Source organism: Oceanobacter sp. ABM4_470 (genome assembly GCF_056158645.1).
In genome coordinates this window covers 3,353,167-3,380,037 of sequence record NZ_JBSWTR010000001.1, presented here as the reverse complement: position 1 = coordinate 3,380,037, position 26,871 = coordinate 3,353,167, and the positions used below count along the sequence as shown (strand labels likewise).

General features: G+C 55.9%; 29 protein-coding genes and 1 riboswitch. Of the genes, 15 read left to right on the top strand and 14 right to left on the bottom strand.

All coding sequences use genetic code 11. The features are described from left to right. Nucleotides 1–2: 2 nt before the first annotated feature. The gene (locus tag ACXADJ_RS14925) at nucleotides 3–707 is read right to left on the bottom strand and encodes a YggS family pyridoxal phosphate-dependent enzyme (RefSeq protein ID WP_475067337.1); all 705 of its coding nucleotides are present in this window, start codon (nucleotides 705–707) and stop codon (nucleotides 3–5) included. Between the two features lie 151 nt (nucleotides 708–858). Here ACXADJ_RS14925 and ACXADJ_RS14920 point away from each other — a divergent pair, with 151 nt between their 5' ends. Both ACXADJ_RS14920 and ACXADJ_RS14915 read left to right on the top strand, forming a co-directional pair. Continuing rightward, nucleotides 859–1,893 carry a type IV pilus twitching motility protein PilT gene (locus ACXADJ_RS14920; RefSeq protein WP_028292254.1) on the top strand — a complete coding sequence of 345 codons (1,035 nt, stop codon included), beginning with the start codon at nucleotides 859–861 and terminating at the stop codon, nucleotides 1,891–1,893. Between the two features lie 40 nt (nucleotides 1,894–1,933). Beyond that, nucleotides 1,934–3,055: a PilT/PilU family type 4a pilus ATPase gene (locus ACXADJ_RS14915; RefSeq protein ID WP_028292255.1), complete on the top strand. Its 1,122-nt coding sequence runs from the start codon at nucleotides 1,934–1,936 to the stop codon at nucleotides 3,053–3,055. A 65-nt stretch (nucleotides 3,056–3,120) separates the two neighbouring features. On the opposite strand, the gene ACXADJ_RS14910 is transcribed toward ACXADJ_RS14915, so the two are convergent. The 9 genes from ACXADJ_RS14910 to pyk all read right to left on the bottom strand — a co-directional run bounded on the left by ACXADJ_RS14910 (nucleotide 3,121) and on the right by pyk (nucleotide 10,684). Then, nucleotides 3,121–3,951: a DODA-type extradiol aromatic ring-opening family dioxygenase gene (locus ACXADJ_RS14910; protein ID WP_475067334.1), complete on the bottom strand. Its 831-nt coding sequence runs from the start codon at nucleotides 3,949–3,951 to the stop codon at nucleotides 3,121–3,123. A gap of 383 nt (nucleotides 3,952–4,334) precedes the next feature. Continuing rightward, nucleotides 4,335–4,799, bottom strand: a complete 465-nt coding sequence (locus ACXADJ_RS14905; RefSeq protein WP_475067332.1) for a methyltransferase family protein — start codon at nucleotides 4,797–4,799, stop codon at nucleotides 4,335–4,337. A 310-nt stretch (nucleotides 4,800–5,109) separates the two neighbouring features. Continuing rightward, on the bottom strand, nucleotides 5,110–5,598 hold the full coding sequence (gene moaE, locus ACXADJ_RS14900; RefSeq protein ID WP_475067330.1) for a molybdopterin synthase catalytic subunit MoaE: 489 nt from the start codon (nucleotides 5,596–5,598) through the stop codon (nucleotides 5,110–5,112). Nucleotides 5,599–5,629: 31 nt separating this feature from the next. After that, on the bottom strand, nucleotides 5,630–5,881 hold the full coding sequence (locus ACXADJ_RS14895; protein ID WP_475067327.1) for a MoaD/ThiS family protein: 252 nt from the start codon (nucleotides 5,879–5,881) through the stop codon (nucleotides 5,630–5,632). Beyond that, nucleotides 5,878–6,408, bottom strand: a complete 531-nt coding sequence (moaC, locus tag ACXADJ_RS14890; protein WP_475067325.1) for a cyclic pyranopterin monophosphate synthase MoaC — start codon at nucleotides 6,406–6,408, stop codon at nucleotides 5,878–5,880. Before moaC ends, ACXADJ_RS14895 begins: the two co-directional genes overlap by 4 nt. A 19-nt stretch (nucleotides 6,409–6,427) precedes the next feature. Further along, a complete protein-coding gene (moaB, locus tag ACXADJ_RS14885; protein WP_475067324.1) occupies nucleotides 6,428–6,973 on the bottom strand; it encodes a molybdenum cofactor biosynthesis protein B in 546 nt (181 codons plus the stop codon). A 9-nt stretch (nucleotides 6,974–6,982) separates the two neighbouring features. Beyond that, nucleotides 6,983–7,654: a molybdenum cofactor guanylyltransferase gene (locus ACXADJ_RS14880; RefSeq protein ID WP_475067321.1), complete on the bottom strand. Its 672-nt coding sequence runs from the start codon at nucleotides 7,652–7,654 to the stop codon at nucleotides 6,983–6,985. 2 nt (nucleotides 7,655–7,656) lie between these two features. After that, nucleotides 7,657–8,646, bottom strand: a complete 990-nt coding sequence (gene moaA / locus ACXADJ_RS14875; protein ID WP_475067319.1) for a GTP 3',8-cyclase MoaA — start codon at nucleotides 8,644–8,646, stop codon at nucleotides 7,657–7,659. Next, a riboswitch (molybdenum cofactor riboswitch) is annotated at nucleotides 8,635–8,833 on the bottom strand. It overlaps the preceding gene by 12 nt. Nucleotides 8,834–9,247: 414 nt before the next feature. Further along, a complete protein-coding gene (pyk, locus tag ACXADJ_RS14870) occupies nucleotides 9,248–10,684 on the bottom strand; it encodes a pyruvate kinase (RefSeq protein ID WP_475067317.1) in 1,437 nt (478 codons plus the stop codon). 549 nt (nucleotides 10,685–11,233) lie between these two features. Here pyk and ACXADJ_RS14865 point away from each other — a divergent pair. The 3 genes from ACXADJ_RS14865 (at nucleotide 11,234) to ACXADJ_RS14855 (ending at nucleotide 13,119) form a co-directional block, all read left to right on the top strand. Next, a complete protein-coding gene (locus ACXADJ_RS14865; RefSeq protein ID WP_475067316.1) occupies nucleotides 11,234–12,589 on the top strand; it encodes an ammonium transporter in 1,356 nt (451 codons plus the stop codon). 70 nt (nucleotides 12,590–12,659) lie between these two features. Then, nucleotides 12,660–12,830: a hypothetical protein gene (locus tag ACXADJ_RS14860; protein WP_169449486.1), complete on the top strand. Its 171-nt coding sequence runs from the start codon at nucleotides 12,660–12,662 to the stop codon at nucleotides 12,828–12,830. Nucleotides 12,831–12,927: 97 nt separating this feature from the next. Beyond that, complete coding sequence (locus ACXADJ_RS14855; protein ID WP_475067315.1) at nucleotides 12,928–13,119, top strand: hypothetical protein; 192 nt, start codon at nucleotides 12,928–12,930, stop codon at nucleotides 13,117–13,119. 327 nt (nucleotides 13,120–13,446) lie between these two features. Here the strand turns inward: ACXADJ_RS14855 and ACXADJ_RS14850 are convergent, their stop codons facing one another. Next, entirely contained in the window at nucleotides 13,447–13,677 is a 231-nt protein-coding gene (locus tag ACXADJ_RS14850) for an accessory factor UbiK family protein (RefSeq protein WP_475067314.1), read from the bottom strand. 338 nt (nucleotides 13,678–14,015) lie between these two features. Between ACXADJ_RS14850 and ACXADJ_RS14845 the strand changes: the two genes are divergently transcribed. From ACXADJ_RS14845 to ACXADJ_RS14830, 4 genes are all read left to right on the top strand, one after another. Continuing rightward, entirely contained in the window at nucleotides 14,016–14,663 is a 648-nt protein-coding gene (locus ACXADJ_RS14845; RefSeq protein ID WP_028292267.1) for a TorF family putative porin, read from the top strand. A 69-nt stretch (nucleotides 14,664–14,732) separates the two neighbouring features. Then, nucleotides 14,733–15,071: a P-II family nitrogen regulator gene (glnK, locus tag ACXADJ_RS14840; protein ID WP_028292268.1), complete on the top strand. Its 339-nt coding sequence runs from the start codon at nucleotides 14,733–14,735 to the stop codon at nucleotides 15,069–15,071. Nucleotides 15,072–15,130: 59 nt separating this feature from the next. Then, nucleotides 15,131–16,408: an ammonium transporter gene (locus ACXADJ_RS14835; RefSeq protein WP_475067310.1), complete on the top strand. Its 1,278-nt coding sequence runs from the start codon at nucleotides 15,131–15,133 to the stop codon at nucleotides 16,406–16,408. A gap of 234 nt (nucleotides 16,409–16,642) precedes the next feature. After that, nucleotides 16,643–17,119 carry an Mpo1 family 2-hydroxy fatty acid dioxygenase gene (locus ACXADJ_RS14830; protein ID WP_475067307.1) on the top strand — a complete coding sequence of 159 codons (477 nt, stop codon included), beginning with the start codon at nucleotides 16,643–16,645 and terminating at the stop codon, nucleotides 17,117–17,119. Between the two features lie 76 nt (nucleotides 17,120–17,195). On the opposite strand, the gene ACXADJ_RS14825 is transcribed toward ACXADJ_RS14830, so the two are convergent. Beyond that, nucleotides 17,196–17,384 (bottom strand): PA3496 family putative envelope integrity protein, encoded by a 189-nt coding sequence (locus ACXADJ_RS14825; protein WP_028292271.1) that lies wholly within the window; start codon nucleotides 17,382–17,384, stop codon nucleotides 17,196–17,198. A gap of 198 nt (nucleotides 17,385–17,582) precedes the next feature. Next, nucleotides 17,583–18,470 (bottom strand): MurR/RpiR family transcriptional regulator, encoded by an 888-nt coding sequence (locus tag ACXADJ_RS14820; RefSeq protein ID WP_475067305.1) that lies wholly within the window; start codon nucleotides 18,468–18,470, stop codon nucleotides 17,583–17,585. Nucleotides 18,471–18,616: 146 nt separating this feature from the next. On the opposite strand from ACXADJ_RS14820, the gene uvrD reads away from it, so the two are divergent. Then, on the top strand, nucleotides 18,617–20,785 hold the full coding sequence (gene uvrD, locus ACXADJ_RS14815; protein ID WP_028292273.1) for a DNA helicase II: 2,169 nt from the start codon (nucleotides 18,617–18,619) through the stop codon (nucleotides 20,783–20,785). 35 nt (nucleotides 20,786–20,820) lie between these two features. Here uvrD and ACXADJ_RS14810 read toward each other — a convergent pair whose 3' ends face one another. After that, nucleotides 20,821–21,228, bottom strand: a complete 408-nt coding sequence (locus ACXADJ_RS14810) for an acyl-CoA thioesterase (RefSeq protein WP_028292274.1) — start codon at nucleotides 21,226–21,228, stop codon at nucleotides 20,821–20,823. A 254-nt stretch (nucleotides 21,229–21,482) separates the two neighbouring features. On the opposite strand from ACXADJ_RS14810, the gene ACXADJ_RS14805 reads away from it, so the two are divergent. From ACXADJ_RS14805 to phoU, 5 genes are all read left to right on the top strand, one after another. Then, entirely contained in the window at nucleotides 21,483–22,517 is a 1,035-nt protein-coding gene (locus ACXADJ_RS14805) for a PstS family phosphate ABC transporter substrate-binding protein (RefSeq protein WP_028292275.1), read from the top strand. Nucleotides 22,518–22,616: 99 nt separating this feature from the next. Further along, nucleotides 22,617–23,990: a phosphate ABC transporter permease subunit PstC gene (pstC, locus tag ACXADJ_RS14800; RefSeq protein WP_028292276.1), complete on the top strand. Its 1,374-nt coding sequence runs from the start codon at nucleotides 22,617–22,619 to the stop codon at nucleotides 23,988–23,990. Continuing rightward, entirely contained in the window at nucleotides 23,983–25,260 is a 1,278-nt protein-coding gene (gene pstA / locus ACXADJ_RS14795; protein WP_475067296.1) for a phosphate ABC transporter permease PstA, read from the top strand. Before pstC ends, pstA begins: the two co-directional genes overlap by 8 nt. Before the next feature lie 21 nt (nucleotides 25,261–25,281). Then, a complete protein-coding gene (pstB, locus tag ACXADJ_RS14790; protein WP_028292278.1) occupies nucleotides 25,282–26,085 on the top strand; it encodes a phosphate ABC transporter ATP-binding protein PstB in 804 nt (267 codons plus the stop codon). A gap of 12 nt (nucleotides 26,086–26,097) precedes the next feature. Next, the gene (gene phoU / locus ACXADJ_RS14785) at nucleotides 26,098–26,853 is read left to right on the top strand and encodes a phosphate signaling complex protein PhoU (RefSeq protein ID WP_322785967.1); all 756 of its coding nucleotides are present in this window, start codon (nucleotides 26,098–26,100) and stop codon (nucleotides 26,851–26,853) included. Nucleotides 26,854–26,871: the final 18 nt, after the last annotated feature.

Here is a 26,871-nt window from a genome sequence, read left to right as displayed (position 1 = left end):
TTTTAAAGGGTGGAGCCCGTGCTGTTACGGGCGCCAAAAATGTCGGTGCCGATGCGCACCTGGGTGGCGCCTTCGGCAATGGCCAGCTCCAGATCGCCGGACATCCCCATCGACAGGGTGTCTACATGCGGGTGTTGCTGGGCCAGCTCATCAAATAATAGCTTCATCTGGCGGAATTGGCCGCGCAAATGCGATTCATCATCGGTTGCTTCGGGAATACACATCAATCCGCGCAGGGTCAGCCCCGGCAATTGTTCAATGACGCTGGCCAGAGTGGCGATGGCGTCAGGCTCAACGCCGGACTTTTGTGCCTCGCCGCTGATGTTGACCTGAATCAACACGTTCAGCGGGGCTTTGCCGGATGGTCGCTGCTCGCTCAGGCGGCGGGCAATTTTTTCCCGCTCCAGTGTTGCCAGCCAGTCGAAATTCTCTGCCACTGCACGGGTTTTGTTCGATTGTAATGGCCCGATAAAGTGCCACTGTATGTTAGCAAGGTCGGCCAGAGCAGGGATCTTTTCCATCGCGTCCTGCAGGTAATTTTCACCAAATTGGCGCTGCCCATGTTGGTAACATTCCTCCACCATGCTGGCCGGCTTGGTTTTGCTGACAGCCAGCAGTTCAACCTCGGCGGGATCACGCTGGCTCTGTTGGCAGGCCTGCTTAATGCGTTGCTGGACCTGCTGGTAGTGTTCGGCAAGTGTAGACATTCAATACGCTTTGTTTAGGATGAGTCGGCTCTGGCGGCGGTTGCAGGCCAGAGAATGTATCGGGCTTACGGGAATCTTATAAAACCGTGAGTCAGTCTGCATCTGTCTCATCTAGTCTTTCTATATTCATGCCGTTGGAGGAATTCAGGCAATGGACATTACCGAACTGCTCGCATTCAGCGCCAAACAGGGCGCTTCTGACTTGCACCTGTCAGCAGGCTTGCCGCCGATGATCCGCGTCGATGGTGATGTTCGCCGTATCAACGTGCCTGCGCTGGGTCATAAGGAAGTGCATTCATTGGTGTATGACATTATGAATGACAAGCAGCGTAAGGATTACGAGGAATTCCTTGAGACCGACTTCTCGTTTGAGGTGCCGGGTGTGGCCCGTTTCCGTGTCAACGCCTTTAACCAGAACCGCGGCCCGGGTGCGGTGTTCCGTACCATTCCGTCCAAGGTATTGACCATGGACCAACTGGGCATGGGCGAAGTGTTCAAGGAGCTGGCGTCGTTGCCACGGGGTATCTGTCTGGTGACAGGCCCGACCGGTTCCGGTAAGTCGACCACGCTGGCGGCCATGATCGACTACATCAACGAGAACAAGCACGACCACATTCTGACCATCGAAGACCCGATCGAATTTGTTCACGAGCCGAAAAAATCGCTGATCAACCAGCGTGAAGTTCACCGTGACACCCTCGGCTTTAACGAAGCCCTGCGCTCCGCCCTGCGTGAAGACCCGGATGTGATTCTGGTGGGTGAGATGCGAGATCTGGAAACCATTCGTCTGGCACTGACCGCGGCGGAAACCGGCCACATGGTGTTCGGCACCCTGCACACCACCTCAGCGGCCAAAACCATTGACCGTATCGTTGACGTTTTCCCGGCCGAAGAGAAAGGCATGGTGCGTTCGATGCTGTCGGAATCCCTGCAAGGGGTAATTTCCCAGTCGCTGTTGAAGCGCATTGGTGGCGGTCGTGTGGCGGCTCACGAAATCATGATTGGTACTCCGGCGATTCGTAACCTGATTCGTGAAGACAAGGTGGCGCAAATGTACTCGGCCATCCAGACCGGTGCCGCCTACGGCATGGTGACCATGGATCAGTCGTTGAAAGGATTGGTGCAGCGCGGCCTGGTGTCGAAAGAATCGGCCCGTGAAAAATCGAAGAACCCGGATCAGTTCTGATTCATTGTTAGCGCCGTAATCCGGCCAGAGGATACGATCCATGTCGATGGACAAGTTTTTACGCCTGATGGTGGAAAAAGGGGCATCCGACCTGTTTATTACCGCAGGCGTAGCGCCCTCGATGAAAGTACACGGTCAGCTGCTGCCGCTGAGCAAAACCCCGCTGGCGGCCGAGCAAACCCGTGACATTGTGCTGGGCCTGATGAATAACCATCAACAGGACGAGTTTGAGCGTTACAAAGAGCTTAACTTTGCCATCAACGCCCGTGGCATCGGCCGTTTCCGGGCCAGTGCCTTTTACCAGCGCAACGTCTGCGGGATGGTCTTGCGTCGCATCGAAACCCGCATTCCATCGGTCGATTCGCTGGGATTGCCGGATGTGATCAAGGACCTGGCGATGGCCAAGCGTGGCCTGATCCTGTTTGTGGGGGCAACGGGTACCGGTAAATCGACCTCGTTGGCGAGTATGATTGGCCACCGTAACCACAACAGCAAGGGCCATATCCTCAGCATTGAGGACCCGATTGAATACATTCACCAGCATGACCAGTGCATCATTACCCAGCGAGAAGTGGGCCTGGATACCGAAAGCTTTGATGTGGCGCTGAAAAACGCCCTGCGTCAGGCGCCGGACGTGATCATGATTGGTGAGGTGCGTTCGCCGGACATCATGGAGAAGGCCATTACCTTCGCCGAAACCGGCCACCTGTGTCTGGCGACCCTGCACGCCAACAACGCCAACCAGGCATTGGAGCGGGTACTGCATTTCTTCCCGCCGGAGCGTCACAGTCAGATCTGGATGGATTTGTCACTCAACCTGCGGGCTATTGTTGCCCAGCAGCTGGTGCCGACCCCGGATGGCAAGGGCCGTCGGGCGGTCATTGAGGTGTTGCTGAATACCCCGTTGGCGTCGGACATGATCCGTAAGGGCAATGTGCATGAGCTCAAGGCGTTGATGAAAAAATCGACGGAGTTGGGCATGCAGACCTTCGATCAGGCTTTGTATCACCTGTACGAACAGGGTGAGATTACCTACGAGGATGCGTTGGCCTACGCCGACTCACCAAACGATTTGCGTTTGATGATCAAGCTGGCATCGGAAGCCGATGCCGACCATCTGGTTGGCACTGCCAAAGGTTTCAAACTGGAAGGCGACTACTGAGTTGTCCGTGTGTTGTGACGGTCGGCCAACGGCAACACGCCCCGCATTGCGGGGCGTTTTTGTATTTACACCAGTTGCTGGCAGGCGCGGCAGAATTCCACCCCGGTGACCCAGGAATTGGCGAACAGGCCATTGAACACCACCCGGCCATGATCGTTACCGGCGGCTCCGGTGACCACCATCAGTGGTAGCAAGTGCTCTGCACGAGGGTGTGCAATACGGGCGTTCGGTGCACAAATCCAGTCACCCAGTTTGCGTTGTCGGCACTCCGGTTTCAGCGCCACGACTTCTTTCAACCACTCATCAAAGGGTTTGCTGATATCGGGCGTATCGTGCTGGCGCAGCCGTTTGAGGTTGTGGAACGACATGCCACTGCCAATGATCAGCACGCCTTCGTCGCGCAGCGGCTGCAAGGCCTTACCCAGTTCGATGTGTTTGGCAGCATCGAGATTACGCATCAGCGACAGCTGCAACACCGGAATCCGGGCGTCGGGAAACATCAGCTTGAGCGGCACAAAAGTACCGTGGTCGTAACCACGCTGGTCGTCGGCGTCGGTGGCAAAGCCGGCCTTGTGCAGCAGCTCTGCCACTCGGGGGGCCAGCTCCGGGCAACCCGGTGCTGGCCATTGAATGTGATAGGCCGCTTCGGGAAAGTTGTAGTAGTCGTACAACATATCGGGCTGTTCGGTCGTGCCCAGTGTCGCCACCGGGGCTTCCCAATGGGCGCTGATCACCAGTAAGGCTTTGGGCTGGCGCGGCAGTGTCTTGGGGTATTGCTCCAGAAACTGCTTCAGATGTTGCATTTCCTGTTCGCCAAAACGACTTCCCAGATCAACGAATGGCCAGGGGCCTCCGCCGTGGGGGATGAAAATCGTCGGCATGGGTGCCGAGGACATAAGCTGACTCCTGCGGGGCGAGGGATACGGACGGTCACTCTCAGCCGCCGAGCCACTGTTAAATGGTCGGTTGGGTCCGTTGTTCGCCCTGAAAAGGTTTATTAGGGACCCTCTGAATAGCTCGGTGCCCACTCTGGGTGACAGGGCGACGCTGAGTCACGAAGATGATTTGCAGGCCTGACGGGTCAAGTCAAAAATCAGCGACACAGAGTCAGCAAGGCCCTGCCATCCCCGTAGGGCGCTGCCTGCAGGCCGCCAGAACGGTGTTGGCGAACTTGGAAAGGGCCAGCCATTCCGCTGCATTCGCCGCCTTGTTCTGACAACCTGCAGGACACGCGCAGAGCTGTGCAGAGTTATTCAGAGGGTCCTTTGCCCAAATCTTACTAGAGCCAGCGCCGGACGATACGTCGGTAGTTGGTGAAGTCTGTTCCAAATAGCTGCTGCAATGCGCGCTCTTCCGGCAAAATCTGGAAGTGATTGATGAAGAGCACAAACAGCCAAGGTGGCAGCAGCGCGGCCCAGTGGCCAAGGAAGCAGCCCCAGGCCAGCAGATTCAGCAGCATGCCGAGGTACATGGGGTTACGACTGAAACGGTACATTCCACCGGTGACCAGAGTGCTGGCTCGCTCAGGGGCCAGAGGGTTAAAGGTGGTTTTACGTTTGAAAAAGTCGATCAATGCCAGCAAATCGAGGGTTAATCCACAGCCTGCCATCGCGGCGATCAAGAGCCATTGCAGGGCGCTGATGTCGGTGAGCGCCGGGATATGACCTGCCAGTTGCCACATCAGGACGGCGGTGGCGAGTCCGACTATGGGTGGGGGAATGCGGTTTTCCAGAAATGTCAGCATGGACCTGATCCTGCGGTGACTGTACTCGGTGGGGTTGCCTCTTGGGGAGACCTTCTCCCGGCTGCCGTATCACCCAGGCGGCAGGCCATCCCCCTCTGCCTCGCGCTACCGATTCGCTGTTCAATTTTCGCATCAACCTCATTACGAACACGCCCGGACACTACTTCCCTGTAGCAACCGGGCTATCAGGCCATCCATGGCCTGATGTTCTATTCAGTTGAGCTCAAATTGGCTCATCTCGAGGCGCATTTCTTTGATGACGATAAACCGAGCAATGAAAAAGTGCTTCAGTGTATTGAATAAAACCAGCTCAAGCCCAGCGTTCAAGGGCGGCGCTGTCGCTGTCGCGGGCGTCGACCCAGCGTTCTTCGCAGAGTTCGCCGTTGGCATCCAGAATACGTTCTTTTTTCCAGAACGGTGCGCGGCTTTTGAGGTAGTCCATGATGTATTCGGCCGCTTCGAAGGCGTTGCCTCGGTGGGGGCTGGATACGCCAACAAAGACGATTTGCTCTTCAACGTTCATTGGACCAACCCGGTGTACCACGCTGACGCGGCCCAGCTGCCATCGGCTGCGGGCGTCGTCGACAATGCCTTGCAGGGCTTTTTCGGTCATGCCGGGGTAGTGTTCCAGTTCCAGCAGTGATACCTGATCGCCCTGGTTGCGGTCGCGCACACGGCCAACAAAAAACACCACCGCACCGTCGGCGGCGTTGCTTTGGCACAGGCGCTGGTATTCTTCATCAACGCTGAAGTCGGCCGTTTGCACCTGAATACGGTCTTGCCAGTTATCCACAGTCATGTTTACGCCGTCCGGAAAATTATCACCGAAGTTATCCCCCGGTCATCGGAGGAAATAACGCCACTTCGTCGCGGTCGCTGACGCTGGCCTGTTCGTCGTGGCTCAGGCTCTGGTTGATCGCTACCAGTGCCTTGCCCTCTGCCAGCAGTGCACTGTGCTGTGGAAATTGCTGGCACAAGGCGGCTCGGATCTCGCTGACCCTGGCAGGGGAAGGGATCTCCAGATTCACGACTCCGGTGCCCAGTTCATCGCGCAGGCGGGCAAACAGCAGCACCTGAATCATGCGTCTGCTCCTTCGTTTTGAGCTTTATCAGCGCTGTCGGCAGCTTGCCAGTGGCCGGTTTTGCCGCCGACTTTTTCTAATACCCGAATGCCGTCCAGCACCATGGATGGGTCAACCGCCTTGCACATGTCGAACAGCGTCAGCGCGGCGACCGAGCAGGCGGTCAGGGCTTCCATCTCGACGCCGGTCTGGCCGGTGAGCTTGCAGTAGCTTTCGATACGAATGCGGTTGTGTTCGGGCTCGGCTTCAAACTCTACCGCCACCTTGCTGAGCATCAGCGGATGGCACAGCGGAATCAGGTTGCTGGTTTGCTTGGCTGCCTGAATACCGGCAATACGAGCGACGGCAAAGACATCGCCCTTGTGGTGGTTGCCTTCGATGATCTTGTTGAGCGTGTCGGCTGACATGAGCACAAAGCCTTCGGCACGGGCTTCGCGTACGGTGGCCTGTTTGGCGCTGACGTCGACCATATTGGCTTCGCCTGCGCTGTTAACGTGGGAGAAGCCCTGGGCGGATTGATCTGTCATGGTCTGAACCTGTCTGGCGTTAGCCGCGGCTGTCGCACAGTTGTTGGGCGGTGTTTTTCAGGCGCAGTACGAAGTTGCACGGCTTGAAACGGCTGTCCAGCTGGCTGGAAATGATATCGTCCCAGGCGGTACGGCAAGCGCCGGTGGAGCCGGGTACACAGAAGATCAGCGTGCTGTTGGCCAAACCGGCAACGGCGCGGCTCTGAATGGTGGAGGTGCCGATCTGCTGGTAGGAAATCTGGCGGAACAGTTCACCAAAGCCGTCGATGGTCTGGTCGAACAGCGGTACCAGTGCGTCTGGTGTGGTATCGCGTTCGGTGAAGCCGGTGCCACCGGTGGTGATGATCACCTGGGTGCTGTCGTCGGCAATCCACTGGGACACCTGAGCGCGCAGCTGGTACTTGTCGTCCTGGATGATTTTCTTGTCGGCAAGCGTGTGGCCTGCTGCGGTCAGACGTTCGACCAGCGCCTGACCACTGGTGTCGGTGTCTTCGGTGCGGGTATCCGAAACGGTCAGGATGGCGATGTTCAGGGGTACAAACTGGTCGGTGAATGTCTTGGACATGGTGATTCCTTAATTTCCCTGCCGGGATTGAACGGCGTTCCATTCATCCCGGGTGTTGGTATTGGTGAGCTTGCTGGCGTCGGCCGGTTGCAACGACAACGGCTGGCACAGCGAGAGCAGGCCGCGAATGGAGCGGCGGATTTTGGGTTCCGACTCCGGCGCATTGAGGGTCTGCTCTAGGTAATCGGTGATGTTTGTGTCCGATTCCGAACGGCTAGTCAGCGGCAAATACAGCGGCAAGTAGTCTTGTAGGAAGTAGCACGCCTGGCCGGACTGCACGCCGGTGTTCAGCAGTTGGCTAACGGTGGCTTTGTCGAGCAGCGGCAGGTCGACCGGAATGATGAGTACGGCATCGGCTTTGGGTTGATTGTGCTGCTGTGCCTGTTGCTGATCGTGCTGAAGGGCGCTGTGTATGCCCGCCAACGGCCCCAGATGGCTGTCGCTGCTGGCGTCGTTGACGGTCAGTTCAGCCAGTGCCGGGTCCAGTGGTGGATGGCTTGGATGACGACTTATCCACAAGCGTGCTAGCGGCAGTTGCTGCAACAGCGCAACCTGTTGGCCCAACAGGGTTGGATGTGGGCTGTTGGCATGGGCCGGTAAGCTGGCCTTGTCTTGCCCCATGCGGCGGGATTCTCCGCCAGCCAATAAGATACCAACAACCGTTGTGGCCTGACTGCCCATGGCTAGCCCCCCAGCATGGCGAAGTGGCGGGTCGCGCCGGTGTCGCCGTCGTGCAGGTAGTGGGTTTCGGTTTTCATGCCCAGCAACGAGAGCAGCGCCTGATCCAGCTGGCTGCCGTCATCCTGTGATTGCAGCAACGGCCTGAGGTCATGCCCCTGATCGCCAAACAGGCAGAGGTGCAATTTGCCCATCGAGCTGATACGCAGTCGGTTGCAGCTGCTGCAAAAATCCTTGCTGTATGGGGCAATCAGACCGATGCGACCGGCGTATTGCGGGTGTTCAAATTCCTGCGCCGGACCATCGTGCAAACCGCGGGCTTTTTCGCTCCAGCCGCTGTCGATCAGCTGCTGGCGAATGGCTTCGGCACGGACGTGGTTTTCCGAGAAGAACACCGGCTGATCGCCGGTTTGCATCAATTCAATAAAACGCACTGCGACCGGTTTGTGTTTCACCCAGTCGAGAAATTCACCCAGCTCGTTTTGCTGGAAACCCTTCAACAACACGGCGTTCACTTTGACCTTCAACCCCAGCTCCAGTGCCCGGTCGAGCCCTGCCAGAATGCGATCCAGATGTTTGTAGCCGGTGATGTCTTCGAAGCGTTGGGCATCAAGGCTGTCGATGCTGAGGTTGACTTGCTGCAAACCGGCCGCCGCCCAGTCATCGACCAATGCCGCCAGCTTGTAGCCGTTGGTGGTGATGGCGACCTGTTCAATACCTGGGGTGTTGGCGGCAATGCGAATCACATCGGTGACGTCGCGGCGCACACTGGGTTCACCGCCGGTGATGCGGATTTTGCGGGTGCCCAGCCGGGCAAACGAACCAATGACCTGTTCGATTTCGGCCAGTTGCAACGGCTCCGGCCCAGCGGTTTTCTGATAACCGTCGGGCAGGCAGTAATTACAGCGGAAATTGCACACATCGGTGATCGACAGGCGCAAGTAACTGAACCGGCGGCCGTGGCGGTCGCGCAGTGCAGGTTCAAAATGAGTCATGTCACACCTTTCCAAATGCGGGAGGCACAGCGGTTTCCCGCAGAACCCTGGTGGCCGGGATGCATTGGCATCCTCAGACTGGCAAACCAGCCTGTGCCACGGCTGAGTGTTCATAACCTGTTGGTCGCAAGAAAGACCCGTTTCTTACGCAGGCGTTAGAGCAAACAGCTCGGCGTCAATTTGAAGTCAGTGTACGTAGCTGGCTGGCGTTGAACAATGGCTGAACAGTGAGTTAATTGAAATCAAGCAGTGATTGTCGTGATGAGGCAGGTGAATAAATCGTTGCTGTCGGGAGTTGGGTGGAGTGTGCACCGTGCACCATGTGTTTACGCATTCACGGCGGTACGCATTGCGCACCCTACATGGGTATTCGGTGTCTCGGTGAACGTTATGCGCGTCGAGATGAGCCAATTTAAGCAAGAGTGAGTAGAACATGTGGCCATGGATGGCCGCATAGCCCGGTTGCCACAGGGATGTGGCGTCCGGGTGTGTTCGTTACGAACTCGCAGCGCAAATTGATCAGCGAATCGTTAGCGCGAAGCAGAGGGAGTGGTGCCCGCCGGGGAGAGAAGTTCTCCCCAAGAGGACTTCCGGACGCTTATTAATCGACTTTCACAATCTTCATGGTGTTGGTGCCACCCTGGGCGTTCAGGTGGTCGCCACGGGTAATCACTACGTAGTCACCGGATTTCACGTGGCCAGCTTCCTTGAGAAATTCAACCGCCTTGGCATTGATGGTGATTGGCTCCAACTGGTCGGCGTAGAACGGCACGGTTTGTACGCCGCGGTACAGTGCCACGCGGGACTGGGTGTCTTCGCGACGGCAGTAGGCGAAGATCGGCAGGTGAGAGCGCAGACGGGACATCAGGCGCGGCGTCGCACCGGTTTCGGTCAGGGCGATGATGGCAGTCACACCTTGCAGGTGGTTGGCTGCGTACATGGCCGACAGCGCGATGGTTTCGTCGATCTCGTGCATGTCTTCGTACAGACGGTGCTTGGAGCGTTTGACCATCGGGTGGGCTTCAGCACCTTCAATAATACGCACCATGGCGGCCACGGCTTCGACCGGGTAGTCGCCTGCGGCGGTTTCTGCTGACAGCATCACGGCGTCGGTGTAGTCGAACACGGCGTTGGCGACGTCGGATACTTCCGCACGGGTCGGCATAGGGCTGTCGATCATGGACTCCATCATCTGGGTCGCGGTGATCACCGGCTTGTTGAGCTGACGGGAGCGAGCGATGATTTTCTTCTGCACGCCAACCAGTTCGGCGTCGCCAATTTCAACCGCCAGATCGCCACGGGCCACCATGACAGCGTCGGAGGCGCTGATGATGTCGTCCAGCGCTTCCGGGCTGGCAACACATTCGGCGCGTTCAATCTTGGACACCAGGTGAGCATGACCACCGGCGGCTTTCAGCAGTTCGCGGGCTTCTTCCATGTCGCGGCCATCGCGCGGGAAAGATACCGCCAGGTAATCAACCAGCAGCTCGGCCGCCAGTTTGATGTCTTCCTTGTCCTTGTCGGTCAGCGCCTTGGCAGACAGGCCGCCGCCGAGGCGGTTGATGCCTTTGTTGTTCGACAACCAGCCGCCGACTTCAACCGTGGTAACCAGCTTTTGCGGGTGGGTCTCGGTCACTTTCAGCACGACGCGGCCGTCGTCCAGCAACAGCACGTCGCCAACGCTGGCGTCTTCAATCAAGGCCTTGTAGTCGATGCCCACGACTTCTTTGTTGCCAGCGTCGCGGTCGAGGGTGGCGTCCAGTACAAAGCTCTGGCCACGATCGAGGAAGGCTTTTTGCTCGGCAAAGCGGGAAATACGGATTTTCGGGCCTTGCAGGTCACCCAGAATGGCCACGTGTTTGCCCAGCTTCTTGGCAGCGCGGCGGACGGATGCCGCGCGGTCGCGGTGGTCGTCGGCGTCGCCGTGAGAGAAGTTGAGTCGGAAAACGTTGGCACCCGCGTCGATCAGTTGTTCGATTTTTTCGTCGGTGTTGGTAGCCGGGCCTAGTGTGGCCACGATTTTGGTGCGTCTCAGCATGTCAGGTCTCCTGATCGAGCGGATTGTCGATGTGCTTTCTTGATCTTTTGGATCATCCATTATCCACGAAGTTTGTCGGGGAATCTTTTCAAGCATGTAACAAATGCCCTGATTCTGAGGCCATAACGGAAAATTTGTTCTATGGCTGATCAACTTCTGTGCAGTGGCGATGGTTTTTTCATCAAAGGGCCGCTTGGCGCTATCAGTCGTCCTGTCAGTAGCCCTATTAGTGCACTGGCTTAGTGCGGCATTTCGGGTCGGTGCATCAGTGCGTTCCCTGAGATGAAGCAGTCGCGTGGAATCCGAGCCACGATCCTTGCGTTTACCCATAGGCCATAGCCGACAAAGGGTCGTGATTTGTGTGGCTATGCGGCGGTTTCAGAGTGCCAAAGCGGCCACTTTTCGGTTGTTGTCGCTGAACTTCAGGTTGGCACCGTGAATGCAGTATTCCTCTCGCGAATATTTTTGTCCGGTCAGTATGGTTTGGGGGCAGGCCAGATCGGGGAACTGGAACGCATTGACTATCAATGAAAAGAGAGGGGAACTCCCATGACTCCAGAAGAGCTCGAAGCCTTTAAGGCGGCATTTGAGATGCACCAGGCGATGAACATCGAGGTGTTCTACTGGTGGTGTACTGCCATCATGTTCATGATTCACGCAGGCTTCCTGGCCTACGAGATCGGTGCCTCGCGGGTGAAAAACGCCCTGGCCTCCGGTATGAAAAACATCCTGACCCTGTCGGTGGTGATTCCGACCTTCTACTTCTTTGGCTGGTGGATTTACAACGCCTTCCCGAACGGCTTTGTGCCAATTGACGCATCAGGTGCGCTGCCTTGGGCGGCTTCCATGGGCCCGGACGCAACCGATCTGGGTACCGGTATCTTCTGGGCGGCCTTTGCCATGTTCGGTGCGACGACTGGCTCCATTATGTCTGGTGCCGTAATTGAGCGTATTCGCCTCAGTGCTTACCTGATTCTGACCGTGCTGGTGGGCTCTGTGGTATGGATTCTGGCCGGTGCCTGGGGTTGGCACCCTGACGGTTGGTTGCTGCTGGATCTGGGCTACCACGATCTGGGCGCGTCTGGTGTGGTTCATGCGATTGCCGGTTTCTTCTCGCTGGGTGTACTGATCAACCTTGGGCCTCGTGTCGGCAAGTTTGTTGATGGCAAAGCCATGGCCATTATTCCGCACAACCTGCCGATGGCGCTGATTGGCCTGATGATGATCATTGTTGGTTTCTTCGGCTTCCTGGGTGGCTGCATCATCTTCAATGGTGGCGACACTGGCTGGACCACCATTTACGGCAACCCAACCAACCTGTCCGCGTTTGCCTTCAACACCCTGATGGGTTTTGCCGGTGGTGTGATTGGCGCTTACCTGTCTTCCCGTGAACCGTTTATGACCATGTCTGGCGGTCTGGCTGGCATTATCACTGTGGCGGCGGGTCTTGACCTGTACTACCCGGGCCTGACGTTCATTCTGGCGATCTTTGGCGGTATCACCATGCCAATGGTTGGCAAGCTGGTTGAAAAAGCCGGTATCGATGACGCGGTAGGCGCGGTTGCGGTACACGGCTGGTGTGGCTTCCTGGGTGTGGTGCTGGTGGGCGTGTTCGCTTCCGGTTACCCGAACGTACCAGAGGGCGCTCCGGACATTTCTTTCGGTGGCCAGCTGATGGGCGCGGTGATCATGTGTGTACTGGGCTTTATTCCTGGCTATGCGGCGTCACTGCTGCTGAAGAAACTGGACATGCTGCGAGTACCGCCGAAGGTTGAAATTGCCGGTCTGGACCTGGTTGAGATCCCGGCCGTGCCATACGGCGAGCGTGTACCTGCACGTGACATTATTGAAGGTACCGCTCCAACCGAAGCACAGCTGCCAGGCAATGGCGCGCTGAGTAACTGATACCCCATCATTCACTAGCACGGGTGGCGTTGGTTCGCCGCCCTGATGAATTTAACCAGAGGACAGTCTTATGGATTCTGCACCAATTGATAGCTGGGAAGGCGTTGCCGCTTATTTCACCTTTGCTGACAGCCCAGGCATGGTGGCCTTTCTGTGCGGCCTGGCGTTTGTGGCCTTTCTGGGCTTTATGTACGCCATCATCAAGCACGAGAACGATGCCTTTGACGGTCATCGCGACTGATCATTGAGTCTTGTCAGGGCCGGGCTGGTTGTTGTCAGCCTCGGCCCTTTTTAGGTTTGAAAGCTCTGCTTGAACAGAGACACGCAAGGAAATTGATATGAATAAGTTGCAATTGGTGCTGAAGCGTACGCTGTTTTATCCAACCTTCCTGATGTTATCCAGTGGACTGTTTTTGATGGATGTTCGGGGATTGGGGGCGATTGGCGCAGCCGCTGCCGCTGCACTGGCAATTCATGCCGCTGTGAACGGATACGATATCTGGAAGCAAAAGCAGGCGCCTCGGGGTTAACGCTCAACCCCGGGCTGATTACCGTCGGCTGTAGGGGACATCTATTTAATCCGGTGCTCACTCTGGGCTACCGGGTGGTCTCGAATCACGATGCCGAGTTGCAGGCCTGACGGGTCAAGTCAAAAGTCGGCGACACAGAGTCGAGATCATCCAGCAGCCCCCGTAGGGCGCGGGTTGCCGCCGCCCAGTGCGGTGTTGACGAACTTGAAAAGACTCGACCGGACAGGTTCGTCATTTCGCTGCATTCGTCGCCTTGCACTGAACAACGGCAACACTCGCGCAGAGCCGTGCAGGATTAAATAGATGTCCCCTGTAGCTTGGCCTGACTCAGGAGCGCTCGATGGCTTCAAGGCGTTGTTCCAACGCTTGCAGCTTCAGCTCTGTGGTGGCGAGAGTGTGCTGTAAACGATCGTATTCATCCCGTGTGACCCATTCAGAGTCACCCAACCAACTGGTTAAATGTTGTGCAAGATTTTTGTGCATGCCAGATGGCAGCTGAGCTCCCGGTGCTTTGGCCAGTAACTCTTCGATTTTCATACGAATTTCTGCGCTGTTCATAAAGGGCTCCCCTTTCTTTCAAATATACCTGCACTGGTTTTGGGCTTTCACAAAAGAAAGCACCAACATTGAACAGAGCGCTTTTGGCAGCTGCTCAAAAATAGTGCCCATTCCTTTCTGTCTGCACAAAAAATGTGCTGAGCAACTAGGCTTTTCCTTCGGATGGTAGCAAAAAACCGCTTTGAGGCCTGTGAACTCAATGCTTTTCGGACTTGGCACGGTCGCTGCTAAGAACCTCATCACATAACGATAAGTGTGCACAGAAAGGTAAATAGCCTTCGTAAGCACCGAAAAAAGTAATGATGAACTACTTACGTTTACCGATGAAGGAAATACCAATGAAAAAGCTGTCTCAAGTAATTGCTCTAGCTGGCGCCATGACTGCAGGTCTGGCTGCGGTACACACTGCCCAGGCCGAAGTTTCTGCTTCCGTTGACGTTGCAAGCTCCTACCTGTGGCGTGGTCAGAACCTGAGCGCAGGTTCTGCTGTTGTTGCTGGTTCCCTGGATTACAGCCACGAGTCTGGTCTGTACCTGGGTGCATGGACTTCTTCCGGTGATTCCGAGCTGGGTACCGAGACTGACTTCTACGTAGGTTTTGCCGGTGAAGCCGGTGACCTGGGCTACGACCTGGGCTACGTAACCTACATCTACACCGAAACTGCCGATGATGAATTTGATGATGCGGCTGAATTCTACCTGGGTCTGTCTTACGACATCGCTGGCCTGACTCTGTACAAGAACAGCGATTTCGACGTAGACGGCCTGTACGGCGTTGTGGACGTTGCGATTCCTGATACTGCCTTCTCTGTGGCTCTGGGTTCCAACTTCGACACCGGCGCAGACTACACCCACATCGACGTGAGCTACGCCTACAACGACCAGATTTCTTTCACGGCTTCCAAGATCATCGACGAAGAAGTTGATGACTCCATGGATAAATCCACTCGTTACGTTGTGTCTTACAGCCTGCCTATCGAGATGTAAAACGCATACAATGGTCGGTGCCTCCGCACAGGCCATTATTCATCCCTTAGAGAAACAAGGAGTTTTCATATGAAACTCATCACTGCAGTAGTCAAGCCATTCAAGCTGGACGACGTACGTGAAGCGCTGTCTGAGATCGGCGTTCAGGGTATTACCGTGACTGAAGTTAAAGGCTTCGGTCGTCAGAAGGGCCACACCGAACTGTACCGCGGTGCAGAGTACGTGGTGGATTTTCTGCCAAAAGTAAAAATTGAAGTAGCGGTTGCCGACGACCTGTCCGAACAGGTTATCGAAGCCATCACCAAAGCAGCCAACACTGGCAAGATCGGCGACGGCAAAATCTTCGTCACTGCGCTGGAACAGGTTGTACGCATCCGTACCGGTGAAACCGGCGCTGACGCACTGTAATTAAACGGCCTAAACAGCCAACAAAAAAATTCAATCAAGCCTGATGCGGGGGGCTTAGAATGGAAAACCAAGTATTTGAACTTCAGTACGCCATGGATACCTTTTATTTCCTGGTGTGTGGCGCACTGGTAATGTGGATGGCGGCAGGTTTCGCCATGCTGGAAGCGGGCCTGGTTCGCTCCAAGAACACAACTGAAATTCTGACCAAAAACGTAGCGCTGTTCGCGATCGCTTGTACCATGTACCTGATCTGCGGCTACGAAATCATGTACGGTGGCGGCTACTTCCTGTCCGGTACCGATAACGTATCTTCCATGACCGACGCTGCTATCGCTGAAGTTCTGGCCGGTCAGGCTGACTTCCGTAACGGTGTTGAAGACGCTTCTCTGCCTTACTCTGGCGCTTCTGACTTCTTCTTCCAGGTTGTGTTCGTTGCAACTGCCATGTCCATCGTATCCGGTGCCGTTGCCGAGCGTATGAAGCTGTGGGCTTTTCTGGCTTTCGCGGTAGTGATGACTGGTTTCATCTACCCAATGGAAGGCGCCTGGACCTGGGGTGGTGCTTCTGTATTCGGCATGTACGAACTGAGCTACTCCGACTACGCCGGTTCCGGTATCGTTCACATGGCTGGTGCTGCTGCTGCTCTGGCGGGTGTGATTCTGCTGGGTGCTCGTAAGGGCAAGTACGGCGCGAACGGCGAAATCCGTGCGATTCCAGGTGCAAACCTGCCACTGGCTACCCTGGGTACTTTCATCCTGTGGATGGGCTGGTTCGGTTTCAACGGTGGTTCTACCCTGCAGCTGTCTGGCGTAGGCGTTGCCAACGAAGTTGCTTCTGTATTTGTTAACACCAACGCTGCTGCGGCAGGTGGTCTGATCGGCGCTCTGCTGTTGGCCTTCATCCTGTTCCGTAAGGCTGACCTGACCATGTGTCTGAACGGCGCGCTGGCGGGTCTGGTTGCGATCACTGCAGAACCTGCTGATCCATCACCTTTCCTGGCGACTGTTATTGGCTTCATCGGTGGTGTGATCGTAGTGGTATCCATCCTGACTCTGGACAAGATGAAAATCGACGATCCAGTGGGTGCGATCTCTGTACACGGTGTTGTTGGTCTGTGGGGTATCTTCGCGGTACTGCTGTCCGACTCCGACGCAACCTTCGGCGGCCAGCTGGTTGGCGCTCTGACTATCTTCGTATGGGTATTCGTAGCTTCCCTGATCACCTGGGGCATCATCAAGGCGGTTATGGGTCTGCGTGTTAGCGAAGAAGCAGAATACGAAGGTGTGGATATCTCCGAATGTGGTATGGAAGCTTACCCAGAGTTCACTGGTAAGTGATCACTGAGTAACTCCTGAGAGATTCCATCTCTGCTTGAAAACCCGGCTTCGGCCGGGTTTTTGCGTTTATGGGGTCGGGAGTCGGAGGCCTCAGGAGGAACGTCCAACTGACCGCTCAAAAGGACAACTCGGGTCGTTTGCCATTGCGCCGATTGCCTGCTGCTGTTCGGCATGCCAGATTTAGACAAACGTTTGATTATTAGCCGACAGCCGGAGCACCGGTCAGGAGCGACCATGAACAATAACAACGCGTTGACCATGCAGGACTGGTTCGACCTTTACGCGGTCAGTCACCGTAATCCCACCAACAAGGCGATTCATTGGCTCTGTGTGCCTTTGATCTACTGGATTGTGGTTGGATTACTGGCATCCTTGCCGTTCCCTGATGCGGGACGTCAGTGGGGGCTGAACTGGGCGGTGTTGGCGGCGGTGCCTGCGATGTTGTTCTACTGGCGTTTGTCCGCACCGATTGCGGCGGTGATGTTGTTAGTGACCGGCGTGTGCCTGTTGGCGCATGAATGGCTAAGCAGCCAGCTGGCAGCGGTGTGGTGGTTTTACATCGGCCTGTTTGTGGTGCTGTGGATTTTGCAGTTTGTCGGCCACCACATTGAAGGCAAGCGCCCGTCTTTTTTGAAGGATGTGCAGTTTCTGCTGATCGGCCCTGCCTGGTTAATCGGCCATATCTTCCGCCGATTTGGGGTTCGTTATTGAGTTATTTCTCGGTAAACGTGAACCATAAAAAAGCCCGCAATTGCGGGCTTTAAAGGTGTTGGCCTGTGTTAACTGCTTACAGGTCGTCGAAGTCGTAGTAGTTGTCCAAATCCTTTTCCAGACGTTTACGCTCCAGATGCGCCTCAATGGCGCGGCGGGCGACCAGCTTCGGAGACATATGGCTCTCCTTGTTGACCACCACATTGCCATCCGTGTCGATCGAAACCACTTCTTCGTGCGTATCCAGTTTTACAGCAGCGTCCATAGCCCAGCTCCTTGTTATAGTTAGGAATACTGTGTCTATTTTGCCGGTTTATGGTTGCACTGACATGACATAAATGGCGTGTCATGTCACATTTTGGGATTTCGTCCTGATTGGCCACTTTTTGTACGGCGAGCTTTGTGCTGGCCTGTTTGGCGTGTTGGCAGCCTGCTGGCTGCCGTTTTCATTACCGCATTCCGCTCAGGGCTGTTCGATATTCGGCAGCGTGTGTTCTTCGTGCTGATCCAGTCGCAACGACTTGATGCTGCGTTTGATATTGCCCAGATGGAGGGCAAATTCCGGCCCGCGCTGCTGGGTTACCGCGACCGCCAGCATGTCGATGATCATCAGGTGCGCGATGCGCGAGGTCATCGGCGTGAACTGATCGGTGTCTTCCTCGATATTGATATGAATCGGCAGGTCTGCGGCCTGACTGACCGGCGTATTGGCCGGTGCCAGGCTGATGATTTTGGCACCGTGTTGCTGGGCCAGGGCAATGGAATTCAGCAGGTCCTTGGTGCGGCCACTCTGGGAGATGGCAACGGCGACGTCGTTGGGTCCGAGGGTCACCGCCGACATTGCCTGCATGTGCGGATCACTGTAGGCAGCGGTGGCAACGTTAAGGCGGAAAAACTTGTGCTGGGCGTCGGTGGCAACCGCGCCAGACGCACCATAGCCATAAAACTCGACCCGGGTTGCCAGACTGATGACCTTGGCAGCTTCGCCGACCTGTTCCGCCACCAGTTGGGATTTGACCTGATGCAGCCGTTGGATGGTGGTGTCGGCAATCTTGCTGCACAGCTCATCAATGCTGTCGTTGTCGCCGATGGCGAACTGACCGATGTTGTTGCTGATGGCCACTTCCTGGGCAATACGAACCTTGAACTCCTGAAAGCTGTTACAGCCAATGGCGCGGCAGAATCGCACGATGGTGGGTTCGCTGACATGAGCCTCCTGGGCCAGATCAACAATGCGCATGTGCACAACCTGTTGCGGCGACTTGAGGACGAACTCGGCAACCTTGACTTCGGACTTGCGGAGATCGGGAATGGATCTGGAAATCTGAGCCAGAATAGGGCTGTTTGTCACGATAATGGGTCTGCATTCTTGAAATTATGGAAAAGATTATACGCCGCTCGGCGGGCTTTCGTCGCCATACTTCTAGGTGCTGTACAAAAAAACAGGTACATTGTGATTATCGACCCTGAAAAGCAGCCATCTGATACACTCGCCGCATGGATATTTCATTACTCGTAGACCAATTGAACGACGCCCAGCGCAACGCCGTGGCGGCCAACTCACCCCATCAGCTTGTGCTTGCGGGGGCCGGTTCGGGCAAGACCCGGGTGCTGGTACATCGCATCGCCTGGCTGTTGCAGGTAGAGCAGGTGTCGCCGTTTGCTGTGATGGCGGTGACCTTTACCAACAAGGCTGCCCGCGAGATGAAAGGGCGTCTGGAGCAATTGCTGGAAGTGCCTGCCAACGGCATGTGGGTGGGCACCTTTCACGGTCTGGCGCATCGACTGCTGAAGCATCACTGGCGCGAAGCCAAGCTGCCGCAGTATTTCCAGATTCTCGACAGCGATGACCAGCTGCGGCTGGTGAAGCGCTTGATGAAAGCCAATAACGTCGACGAGAGCCGTTATCCGCCGAAGCAGTTGCAGTGGTTTATCAACGAGCAAAAAGACGAGGGCCGCCGGGCCGCTCATGTACTGCCGTCGGCCGACCCGTTTGCCCGCACCCTGCGGGATTTCTACTTTATCTACGAAGAACACTGCCAGCAAAATGGCATGGTCGATTTTGGCGAAATCCTGCTGCGAGCCCATGAACTTTGGCTGCAGAATCCCGACCTGTTGCAGCACTACCAGCAGCGTTTCAGCCACATTTTGGTGGACGAGTTTCAGGACACCAACAACATCCAGTACGCCTGGATTCGGAACCTGGCAGGGCAGTCGGTATCCGTCATGGCGGTTGGGGACGATGACCAGTCCATCTACGGCTGGCGGGGCGCCAATATTGGCAATATCCGCAATTTCCAGTCCGATTTCCCCGGTGCCGAGCTGATCAAACTGGAGCAAAATTACCGCTCAACGGCCAACATCCTGGCGGCAGCCAACGCCGTGATTCAGAACAACAGCGGCCGTTTGGGCAAAAACCTGATCACCGATGGTGAGGATGGCTCGCCGTTGCGTTTGTACCGCGCTTTTAACGAGCAGGACGAAGCCCGCTACATCGCCGATCTGGTGGAAGACTGGACCCGACAGGGTCGTCAGCGCACCGAAATGGCCATCCTGTATCGTTCCAATGCCCAGTCCCGCACGCTTGAAGAAGCCATGCTGCGAGCGGGCATTCCGTACCGCATTTATGGCGGTCAGCGATTCTACGAACGGCTTGAAATCAAGAACGCCATTGCTTACCTGCGGTTGCTGATGAACCGCGATGACGATGCTGCGATGGAGCGGGTAATCAATGTGCCGTCGCGGGCGATTGGTGAGAAAACCCTCGACGTCCTGCGTTCAGTGGCGCGGGATCAGGGCTGTTCGTTGTGGCAAGCCTGTTCCATGGTGGTCCAGCAGGGGGCTTTGCCCAAACGCGCCAGTACCGCGGTGGACGGCTTTATGGAGCTGGTTGATGAGCTGAGCGTGGGCATTGAAGAGCTGGAGTTGCACGAGATCGTCGATAACGTGATCCAGCAATCCGGTCTGATCGCTCACCATCAGAAAGAAAAAGGCGAGAAAGGTCAGGCCCGCATCGAAAACCTCGAGGAGCTGGTCAACGCGGCCAAGCTGTTTGAGGGCGAAGACGAAGAGGTGCCACAGCTGGCGCAATTCCTCGACAGTGCGGCGCTGGATGCGGGCGAAGGCCAGGCCGAAGAATACGACGACGCGGTGCAGATGATGACGCTGCACTCAGCCAAGGGTCTGGAATTTCCGCAGGTTGTGCTGGCGGGCATGGAAGAAGGCCTGTTCCCGCACAAAATGTCGATGGATGACGGTGATGGCCTCGAAGAAGAGCGCCGTCTGGCCTACGTTGGCATCACCCGGGCGATGGAGCAGTTGGTGATGACCCATGCTGAAAGCCGTCGTCTGCATGGTCAGGAAAATTTCAGTACGCCATCACGCTTTATTCGCGAAGTGCCGTCCGAGCTGATCGAGGAAGTACGACTGAAAAACAGCGTCACCCGGCCAGTCACGGCCCGTGACAGTCAGCCCCGTCGAGCCATGTTCACCAAGGGCGCAGACCTGCCCTTTGGGCTGGGTCAGAGGGTCTTTCATGAGATGTTCGGCGAAGGCACCGTCTTGCAGTTTGAAGGCCAGGGGCCAGGGCTGCGCGTGCAGGTGAACTTTGACGATGCTGGCAGCAAATGGCTGGTGGTCAGCTTTGCCAAACTGACGGTGCTGTAGCCCCTGACAATACCGACGTCTGTGCTGGCGTCGGTTTATTTCGCCTTGGGTACCCGGCGAATGCGGCCGGTGTCGTCGATGGCGACGTACACAAACACAGCATCTACCACCTTGCGGCGTTCATCTTCATTCGGATTCTGGGTCCAGACTTCAATAGCAATGCGAATGGACGATGAGCCGATATCCAACAGGCGGGTGTAAAAACACACCGCTGCACCGACCCGAATGGGCGACATAAATACCACCGACTCCAGTGCCACATTGGCAATACGACCCTTAGCGACCCTGGCTGCAACAGTTTCGGCAGCGTGGTCCATCTGTGCTACCACCCAGCCACCGCTGATATCGCCATGCACATTGGTATCACCTCGGGTCGGGATCAGCCGCAGAGCCAGTTCGCCACTGGGAGACGGCACAGAGTCGTCCTTTGATACTGGTTTCATCGCCACACTCATTATTTGAAATTATTAGTGAGCAGTGTACTGCTTTTCGGTTCATCGCTACACCTGCTGACAGGGCTGTCTGCGCCTGCGAGTGAAAAAATCGAAAATTCTTCACGATTCCGTCTAGCCTGTAACTTTAATGTCACAAAACAGTAACAGTATGGCGGCGGTCAGATTTGCAGAGCAGCCTTTGCAAAACAGGTGTCTTACCTGTGGTTGAGTGCAGGTCGTAATGTCGCAACGAAGGAAACATCATGAAACGTACTATCGCAGCCGGTGCTCTGTTGCTGGCAACTGCTTTCAGCTCCTCTGCTTTTGCAGAGCGTAACTACATCAGCGTCGTCGGTTCTTCTACCGTATACCCATTCTCCACTGTTGTGGCCGAGCGCTTTGGTAAGTCTACTGACTTCAAAACCCCAAAAGTTGAATCTACTGGTTCCGGCGGCGGTCTGAAGCTGTTCTGTTCCGGTGTGGGCGATGCGACCCCGGACATTACCAACGCTTCCCGTCAGATCAAGCAGTCTGAAATCGAGCTGTGTGCCAAAAACGGCGTAAAAGACATCGTTGAAGTAACCATCGGTTTCGACGGCATTGTGTTCGCTCATTCCAGCAAGGTTGATAACGTTGAACTGACCCGTAAGGACATTTTCCTGGCTCTGGCCAAGAACGTTCCAGCCACTGACGGTTCCGACACCCTGATCGAAAACCCGTACAAAACCTGGAAAGACGTTAACCCGGCGCTGCCAAACACCCCAATCAAGGTTCTGGGTCCACCACCAACGTCCGGTACCCGTGATGCTTTCGTTGAGCTGGCGATGGAAGGTGGCTGTAAGCAGTTCCCGTTCATCAAGGACATGAAGAAGTCCGACAAGAACAAGTACAAGGCCGTATGTCACGGTCTGCGTGAAGACGGCGCCTACGTTGAAGCTGGCGAAAACGACAACCTGATCGTTCAGAAGCTGGACGCCAGCCCTGAGTCCTTCGGTATCTTCGGTTACAGCTTCCTGGAGCAGAACGAAGACAAGGTTCAAGGTGCCATTGTTGACGGTGTGAAGCCAACTTTCGACAACATCGCTGAAGGTTCTTACCCAATCAGCCGTTCCCTGTTCTTCTACGTCAAGAAGGCTCACATCGGCGTGATCCCTGGCATTCAGGAATACCTGGCCGAGTTCACTTCCCCTCGCGCCATGGGCGAAGACGGTTATCTTGCTGACAAAGGCATGATTCCTATGCTTGAATCCGCCCGCAAGGAAGTAGAAGCAAACGTTAAGGCTCTGAAGACCCTGTAAGTTTGTTGCTACCATCAACCCGGCCTGCCGGGTTGATGGACTACCTCCGATACAAATCCGGCTTAGGCCGGTAATTTCGTTTAATTTCAGGCCTGTCTCATGACGTTCAGCTTCCTGCTCATCACCATCGCGATTCTATGCGTTATCGCATATCTGGTAGGCACCCGGCGCGCCAAGTCACTGGCTTCGGCCGATACGCCACTTTCCTCCCTGCCAGGCCATTACGGTTCCCTGCTGTCCTTGTGGACCTGTTTGCCACCGCTGTTACTGATGCTCCTGTGGGGCATTATGGACGAGCCGGTTATTGATCATTTGTTGGTTGCCCAACTGCCTCAGGCAGTGCAGGAGCAGGGCGGAACCAGTGTGCAACTGGCGCTGAGCAAGGTTCATAACCTCGCCAACGGTGCCAACGTGGAAGCTGATGCATCACTGTCCCCTGCCATTCTGCACCTGGTTGAGTTGCAGTCGCGCAACGAACTGCTGAGTACGGGCGTTATTCTGGCGCTGGCGCTGGCGGGCTTTGCCCTGACCTTGCGTCGCCTGGTGCCGAGCCGCAATGCTCGTAATGAAATGGAAGGCATTATCCGTGGCATGCTGTTCGCCAGCTCCGGTATTGCCGTACTGACCACCGTTGGCATTCTGGCCAGTGTGTTGTTTGAAGCCTGGATGTTCTTCGGCAAGGTCAGCCCGATTGAATTCCTGTTTGGCACTACCTGGTCACCACAGGTTGCCCTGCGAGCCGACCAGTCTGGCTCCTCCGGCAGCTTTGGTGCGGTACCGCTGTTCACCGGTACCCTGCTGATTTCCTTTATTGCCATGCTGATCGCGGTACCGATTGGTTTGATGTCGGCCATTTACCTGTCCGAATACGCCAGCCCGCGTGTGCGTAGCTTCGCCAAGCCAGCGCTGGAAGTACTGGCCGGTATTCCAACTGTTGTATACGGCTTCTTTGCCGCTCTGACGGTTGCTCCGATTTTGAAAGAGTTCGGCACCCATCTGGGTCTGACCGTTTCCTCTGAAAGCGCCCTTGCTGCTGGTCTGGTGATGGGTGTGATGATTATTCCGTTCGTATCGTCGCTGTCTGACGATGTGATCAATGCGGTGCCACAGTCCTTGCGTGACGGCAGCTATGGTTTGGGTGCGACTCGCAGCGAAACCGTACGTCAGGTGGTTTTGCCAGCGGCCCTGCCGGGTATTGTCGGCGCTGTGATGCTGGCGGTGTCCCGCGCTATTGGTGAAACCATGATCGTCGCCATGGCCGCTGGTCTGGCAGCCAACCTGACCGCTAACCCGCTGGAAAGCGTGACCACGGTGACGGTACAGATCGTGACCCTGCTGGTCGGTGACCAGGAATTCGACTCCGCCAAGACGTTGGCCGCGTTTGCACTGGGACTGGTTCTGTTCCTGGTGACCCTGACGCTGAACTATGTCGCACTGAAAGTGGTACAGAAGTATCGGGAACAATATGACTAATCAAACCATGACAACTCGCGCCAAAGTTGAGCGCAGTATGGGACGCCGCCGTCGTGCGGAGTCCCGCTTCCGCACCTACGGTATGCTGTCTATCGCATTTGGTCTGCTGTGCCTGGTGGTGCTGTTTGGCAACATTCTGTCGAAAGGCACCTCAGCCTTCGCCCAGACCGTGCTGCACACCGAAGTGCACCTCGACAAGGACTATTTGGGTCTGACTCGTCAGTCGTCTGAAAAAGAGCTGATGAACGGTAACTACGAGGGTCTGATCAAGCAGCAGCTGCGTGACGAAATGAACGTCACCAAGCGCAGTCAGCGTCGTGACCTGTACAGCATGGTCAGCGTTGGCGCACACTGGCAATTGCAGGGGCTGGTACTCGGCAACCCGGATCTGATTGGCGACACCATCAAGGTTGACCTGATCATGGACGACGAAGTCGACCAGTGGTTCAAGCATGACTACCCACAGGGCATTCAGGGTCGCCTGAGCGATGTTCAGTACCAGTGGGCCATGCAGTGGGTCGAATCCGGTCGTCTGGAAACCCGCTTCAACACCAGCTTCTTCACCAACGGTGATTCCCGTGAGCCAGAACTGGCCGGTGTGCATGGCGCCATCAAAGGTACCTTGCTGACCTTGCTGGTGACTTTCCTGCTGTCGTTCCCGATTGGTGTGGCCGCCGCCATTTACCTGGAGGAGTTTGCACCGAAGAACCGCATCACCGAAATCGTTGAAATCAACATCAACAACCTTGCGGCGGTGCCGAGTATCACCTTTGGTTTGCTGGGCCTGGCGATCTTCATCAACATTTTTGGTGTTGCCCGTTCCACGCCGCTGGTGGGTGGTCTGGTACTGACCCTGATGACGTTGCCAACCATCATTATTTCCGGTCGTGCTGCCATCAAGGCAGTACCACCGTCGATTCGTGAAGCCGCCTTTGGTCTGGGTGCCTCAAAAATGCAGGTGGTGTTCCACCACGTACTGCCACTGGCACTGCCGGGCATGTTGACCGGTACCATCATTGGTATGGCGCAGGCTCTGGGTGAGACTGCACCGCTTTTGATGATTGGTATGATTGCCTTCGTGGTGGACGTACCTGGCTTCATTACCGACCCGGCGACGGTTCTGCCTGTTCAGATTTTCCTCTGGTCAGACAGCCCGGAAGCCGCTTTCACCGAACGTACATCAGGCGCCATCATTGTGCTGCTGGGCTTCCTGATCGCGATGAATACAGTAGCCGTAATGCTGCGTCGCCGTCTTGAGCGTCGTTGGTAAGTTTTTTCTCAGGATTTAGTTATGAGCATCATTGAAAACCACAAAACCGATGGCGAACCGTTCTGCGACAATCCCAAGCTGAAAGCACGTGACGTATGCGTGTTCTATGGGGAAAAACAGGCCATCTTCGACGTCAGTCTGGACATCGGCGCCAACGAAGTGATTGCATTGATTGGCCCTTCCGGTTGCGGCAAGTCGACCTTCCTGCGCTGCCTCAACCGCATGAATGACACCATTGATATCTGCAACATCACTGGCGACATTCTGCTGGACGACGAAAATATCTATGCTCCAAAGGTGGATGTTGTACCTTTGCGTGCGCGGGTTGGCATGGTATTCCAGAAGCCAAACCCGTTCCCGAAATCCATTTATGACAACATCGCCTATGGTCCACGCATCCACGGTCTGGTAAACCACCGTGACGAGCTGGACGAAGTGGTGGAGCGCAGCTTGCAGCGCGCTGGTCTGTGGAACGAGGTGAAAGACCGTCTGCACGCGCCGGGTACCGGTCTGTCAGGTGGTCAGCAGCAGCGTCTGTGTATCGCCCGTACCATTGCGGTAGACCCGGAAGTGATCCTGATGGATGAACCGTGTTCCGCACTGGACCCGATTGCAACTGCTAAGATTGAAGAACTGATTGACGAACTGCGTGAGAACTACACGATTGCCATCGTAACGCACTCGATGCAGCAGGCAGCTCGTGTTTCCCAACGTACAGCCTACTTCCATCTGGGTCAGCTGATCGAAGTGAATCCGACCGACATGGTCTTCACCACGCCACAGCACGCCCTGACCGAAGCCTATATTACCGGCCGATTCGGCTAAAGGAGCATTTCAGTGCCTAACTCAGGTTCCTCCATGGAGATTGGTTTTAACCAACACATTTCAGGTCAGTTCAACGCTGACCTTGAAGCCATCCGCAGCCAGATGATGGAAATGGGCGGCCTGGTTGAACGTCAGGTTGCCAATGCCATCGAGGCCATCACGTCTGGCGATTCAACGCCTGCCGACGACATCATTCGTCGTGAAGACGAGGTGGATCAGATGGAAGTTGAGATTGACCGCGAATGCACCCAGATTCTGGTGCGCCGTCAGCCTGCAGCCTCCGACCTGCGTATGGTTCTGGCCGTATCCCGCGTGGTACGTGACCTTGAACGTATTGGTGACGAAGCCAGCAAAATTGCCGTACATGCTCGTGAAGTCGGTGGCAACGCCGCCAATGGCTTCTCCCAGCAGTCCATTCGTTACATGGGTGCCGAGGTCTGCAAAATGATCTCTGGTGCGCTGAACGCCTTTGCCCGTTGTGACGTGCAAGGTGCACTGGACGTGGTACGTAACGACAAGCTGGTTGACCAGCAGTACTCCGCGGCCCTGCGCGAGCTGATCACCTACATGATGGAAGATCCACGTTCCATTTCCCAGGCGATCAACATCCTCTGGATTCTGCGTGCGGTAGAACGTATTGGTGACCACGCCCGTAACATCTCCGAGCAGGTGATCTACGTGGTCAGTGGTGCAGACGTTCGTCACAGCTCCATCAGCGAGATGGAAGAGCGTGCCCAGCAGGACGAACAGGACCACAGCGGCGAATAAAAAAACTTCGGTTTTTCA

What these genes read in the sequence shown, in the direction of transcription:
- moaE (WP_475067330.1), bottom strand. Translation starts at nt 5,598, where the DNA reads ATGACTGTGGATAACTGGCAAGACCGTATTCAGGTGCAAACGGCCGAC.
- moaB (WP_475067324.1), bottom strand. Translation starts at nt 6,973, where the DNA reads ATGTCCAAGACATTCACCGACCAGTTTGTACCCCTGAACATCGCCATC.
- ACXADJ_RS14920 (WP_028292254.1), top strand. Translation starts at nt 859, where the DNA reads ATGGACATTACCGAACTGCTCGCATTCAGCGCCAAACAGGGCGCTTCT.
- pstB (WP_028292278.1), top strand. Translation starts at nt 25,282, where the DNA reads ATGAGCATCATTGAAAACCACAAAACCGATGGCGAACCGTTCTGCGAC.
- pstC (WP_028292276.1), top strand. Translation starts at nt 22,617, where the DNA reads ATGACGTTCAGCTTCCTGCTCATCACCATCGCGATTCTATGCGTTATC.
- glnK (WP_028292268.1), top strand. Translation starts at nt 14,733, where the DNA reads ATGAAACTCATCACTGCAGTAGTCAAGCCATTCAAGCTGGACGACGTA.
- ACXADJ_RS14835 (WP_475067310.1), top strand. Translation starts at nt 15,131, where the DNA reads ATGGAAAACCAAGTATTTGAACTTCAGTACGCCATGGATACCTTTTAT.
- ACXADJ_RS14915 (WP_028292255.1), top strand. Translation starts at nt 1,934, where the DNA reads ATGTCGATGGACAAGTTTTTACGCCTGATGGTGGAAAAAGGGGCATCC.
- pyk (WP_475067317.1), bottom strand. Translation starts at nt 10,684, where the DNA reads ATGCTGAGACGCACCAAAATCGTGGCCACACTAGGCCCGGCTACCAAC.
- ACXADJ_RS14845 (WP_028292267.1), top strand. Translation starts at nt 14,016, where the DNA reads ATGAAAAAGCTGTCTCAAGTAATTGCTCTAGCTGGCGCCATGACTGCA.
- ACXADJ_RS14850 (WP_475067314.1), bottom strand. Translation starts at nt 13,677, where the DNA reads ATGAACAGCGCAGAAATTCGTATGAAAATCGAAGAGTTACTGGCCAAA.
- ACXADJ_RS14830 (WP_475067307.1), top strand. Translation starts at nt 16,643, where the DNA reads ATGAACAATAACAACGCGTTGACCATGCAGGACTGGTTCGACCTTTAC.
- ACXADJ_RS14880 (WP_475067321.1), bottom strand. Translation starts at nt 7,654, where the DNA reads ATGGGCAGTCAGGCCACAACGGTTGTTGGTATCTTATTGGCTGGCGGA.
- ACXADJ_RS14905 (WP_475067332.1), bottom strand. Translation starts at nt 4,799, where the DNA reads ATGCTGACATTTCTGGAAAACCGCATTCCCCCACCCATAGTCGGACTC.
- ACXADJ_RS14855 (WP_475067315.1), top strand. Translation starts at nt 12,928, where the DNA reads ATGAATAAGTTGCAATTGGTGCTGAAGCGTACGCTGTTTTATCCAACC.
- moaC (WP_475067325.1), bottom strand. Translation starts at nt 6,408, where the DNA reads ATGACAGATCAATCCGCCCAGGGCTTCTCCCACGTTAACAGCGCAGGC.
- moaA (WP_475067319.1), bottom strand. Translation starts at nt 8,646, where the DNA reads ATGACTCATTTTGAACCTGCACTGCGCGACCGCCACGGCCGCCGGTTC.
- ACXADJ_RS14825 (WP_028292271.1), bottom strand. Translation starts at nt 17,384, where the DNA reads ATGGACGCTGCTGTAAAACTGGATACGCACGAAGAAGTGGTTTCGATC.
- uvrD (WP_028292273.1), top strand. Translation starts at nt 18,617, where the DNA reads ATGGATATTTCATTACTCGTAGACCAATTGAACGACGCCCAGCGCAAC.
- ACXADJ_RS14925 (WP_475067337.1), bottom strand. Translation starts at nt 707, where the DNA reads ATGTCTACACTTGCCGAACACTACCAGCAGGTCCAGCAACGCATTAAG.
- ACXADJ_RS14910 (WP_475067334.1), bottom strand. Translation starts at nt 3,951, where the DNA reads ATGTCCTCGGCACCCATGCCGACGATTTTCATCCCCCACGGCGGAGGC.
- ACXADJ_RS14895 (WP_475067327.1), bottom strand. Translation starts at nt 5,881, where the DNA reads ATGATTCAGGTGCTGCTGTTTGCCCGCCTGCGCGATGAACTGGGCACC.
- pstA (WP_475067296.1), top strand. Translation starts at nt 23,983, where the DNA reads ATGACTAATCAAACCATGACAACTCGCGCCAAAGTTGAGCGCAGTATG.
- ACXADJ_RS14810 (WP_028292274.1), bottom strand. Translation starts at nt 21,228, where the DNA reads ATGAAACCAGTATCAAAGGACGACTCTGTGCCGTCTCCCAGTGGCGAA.
- ACXADJ_RS14860 (WP_169449486.1), top strand. Translation starts at nt 12,660, where the DNA reads ATGGATTCTGCACCAATTGATAGCTGGGAAGGCGTTGCCGCTTATTTC.
- ACXADJ_RS14805 (WP_028292275.1), top strand. Translation starts at nt 21,483, where the DNA reads ATGAAACGTACTATCGCAGCCGGTGCTCTGTTGCTGGCAACTGCTTTC.
- ACXADJ_RS14865 (WP_475067316.1), top strand. Translation starts at nt 11,234, where the DNA reads ATGACTCCAGAAGAGCTCGAAGCCTTTAAGGCGGCATTTGAGATGCAC.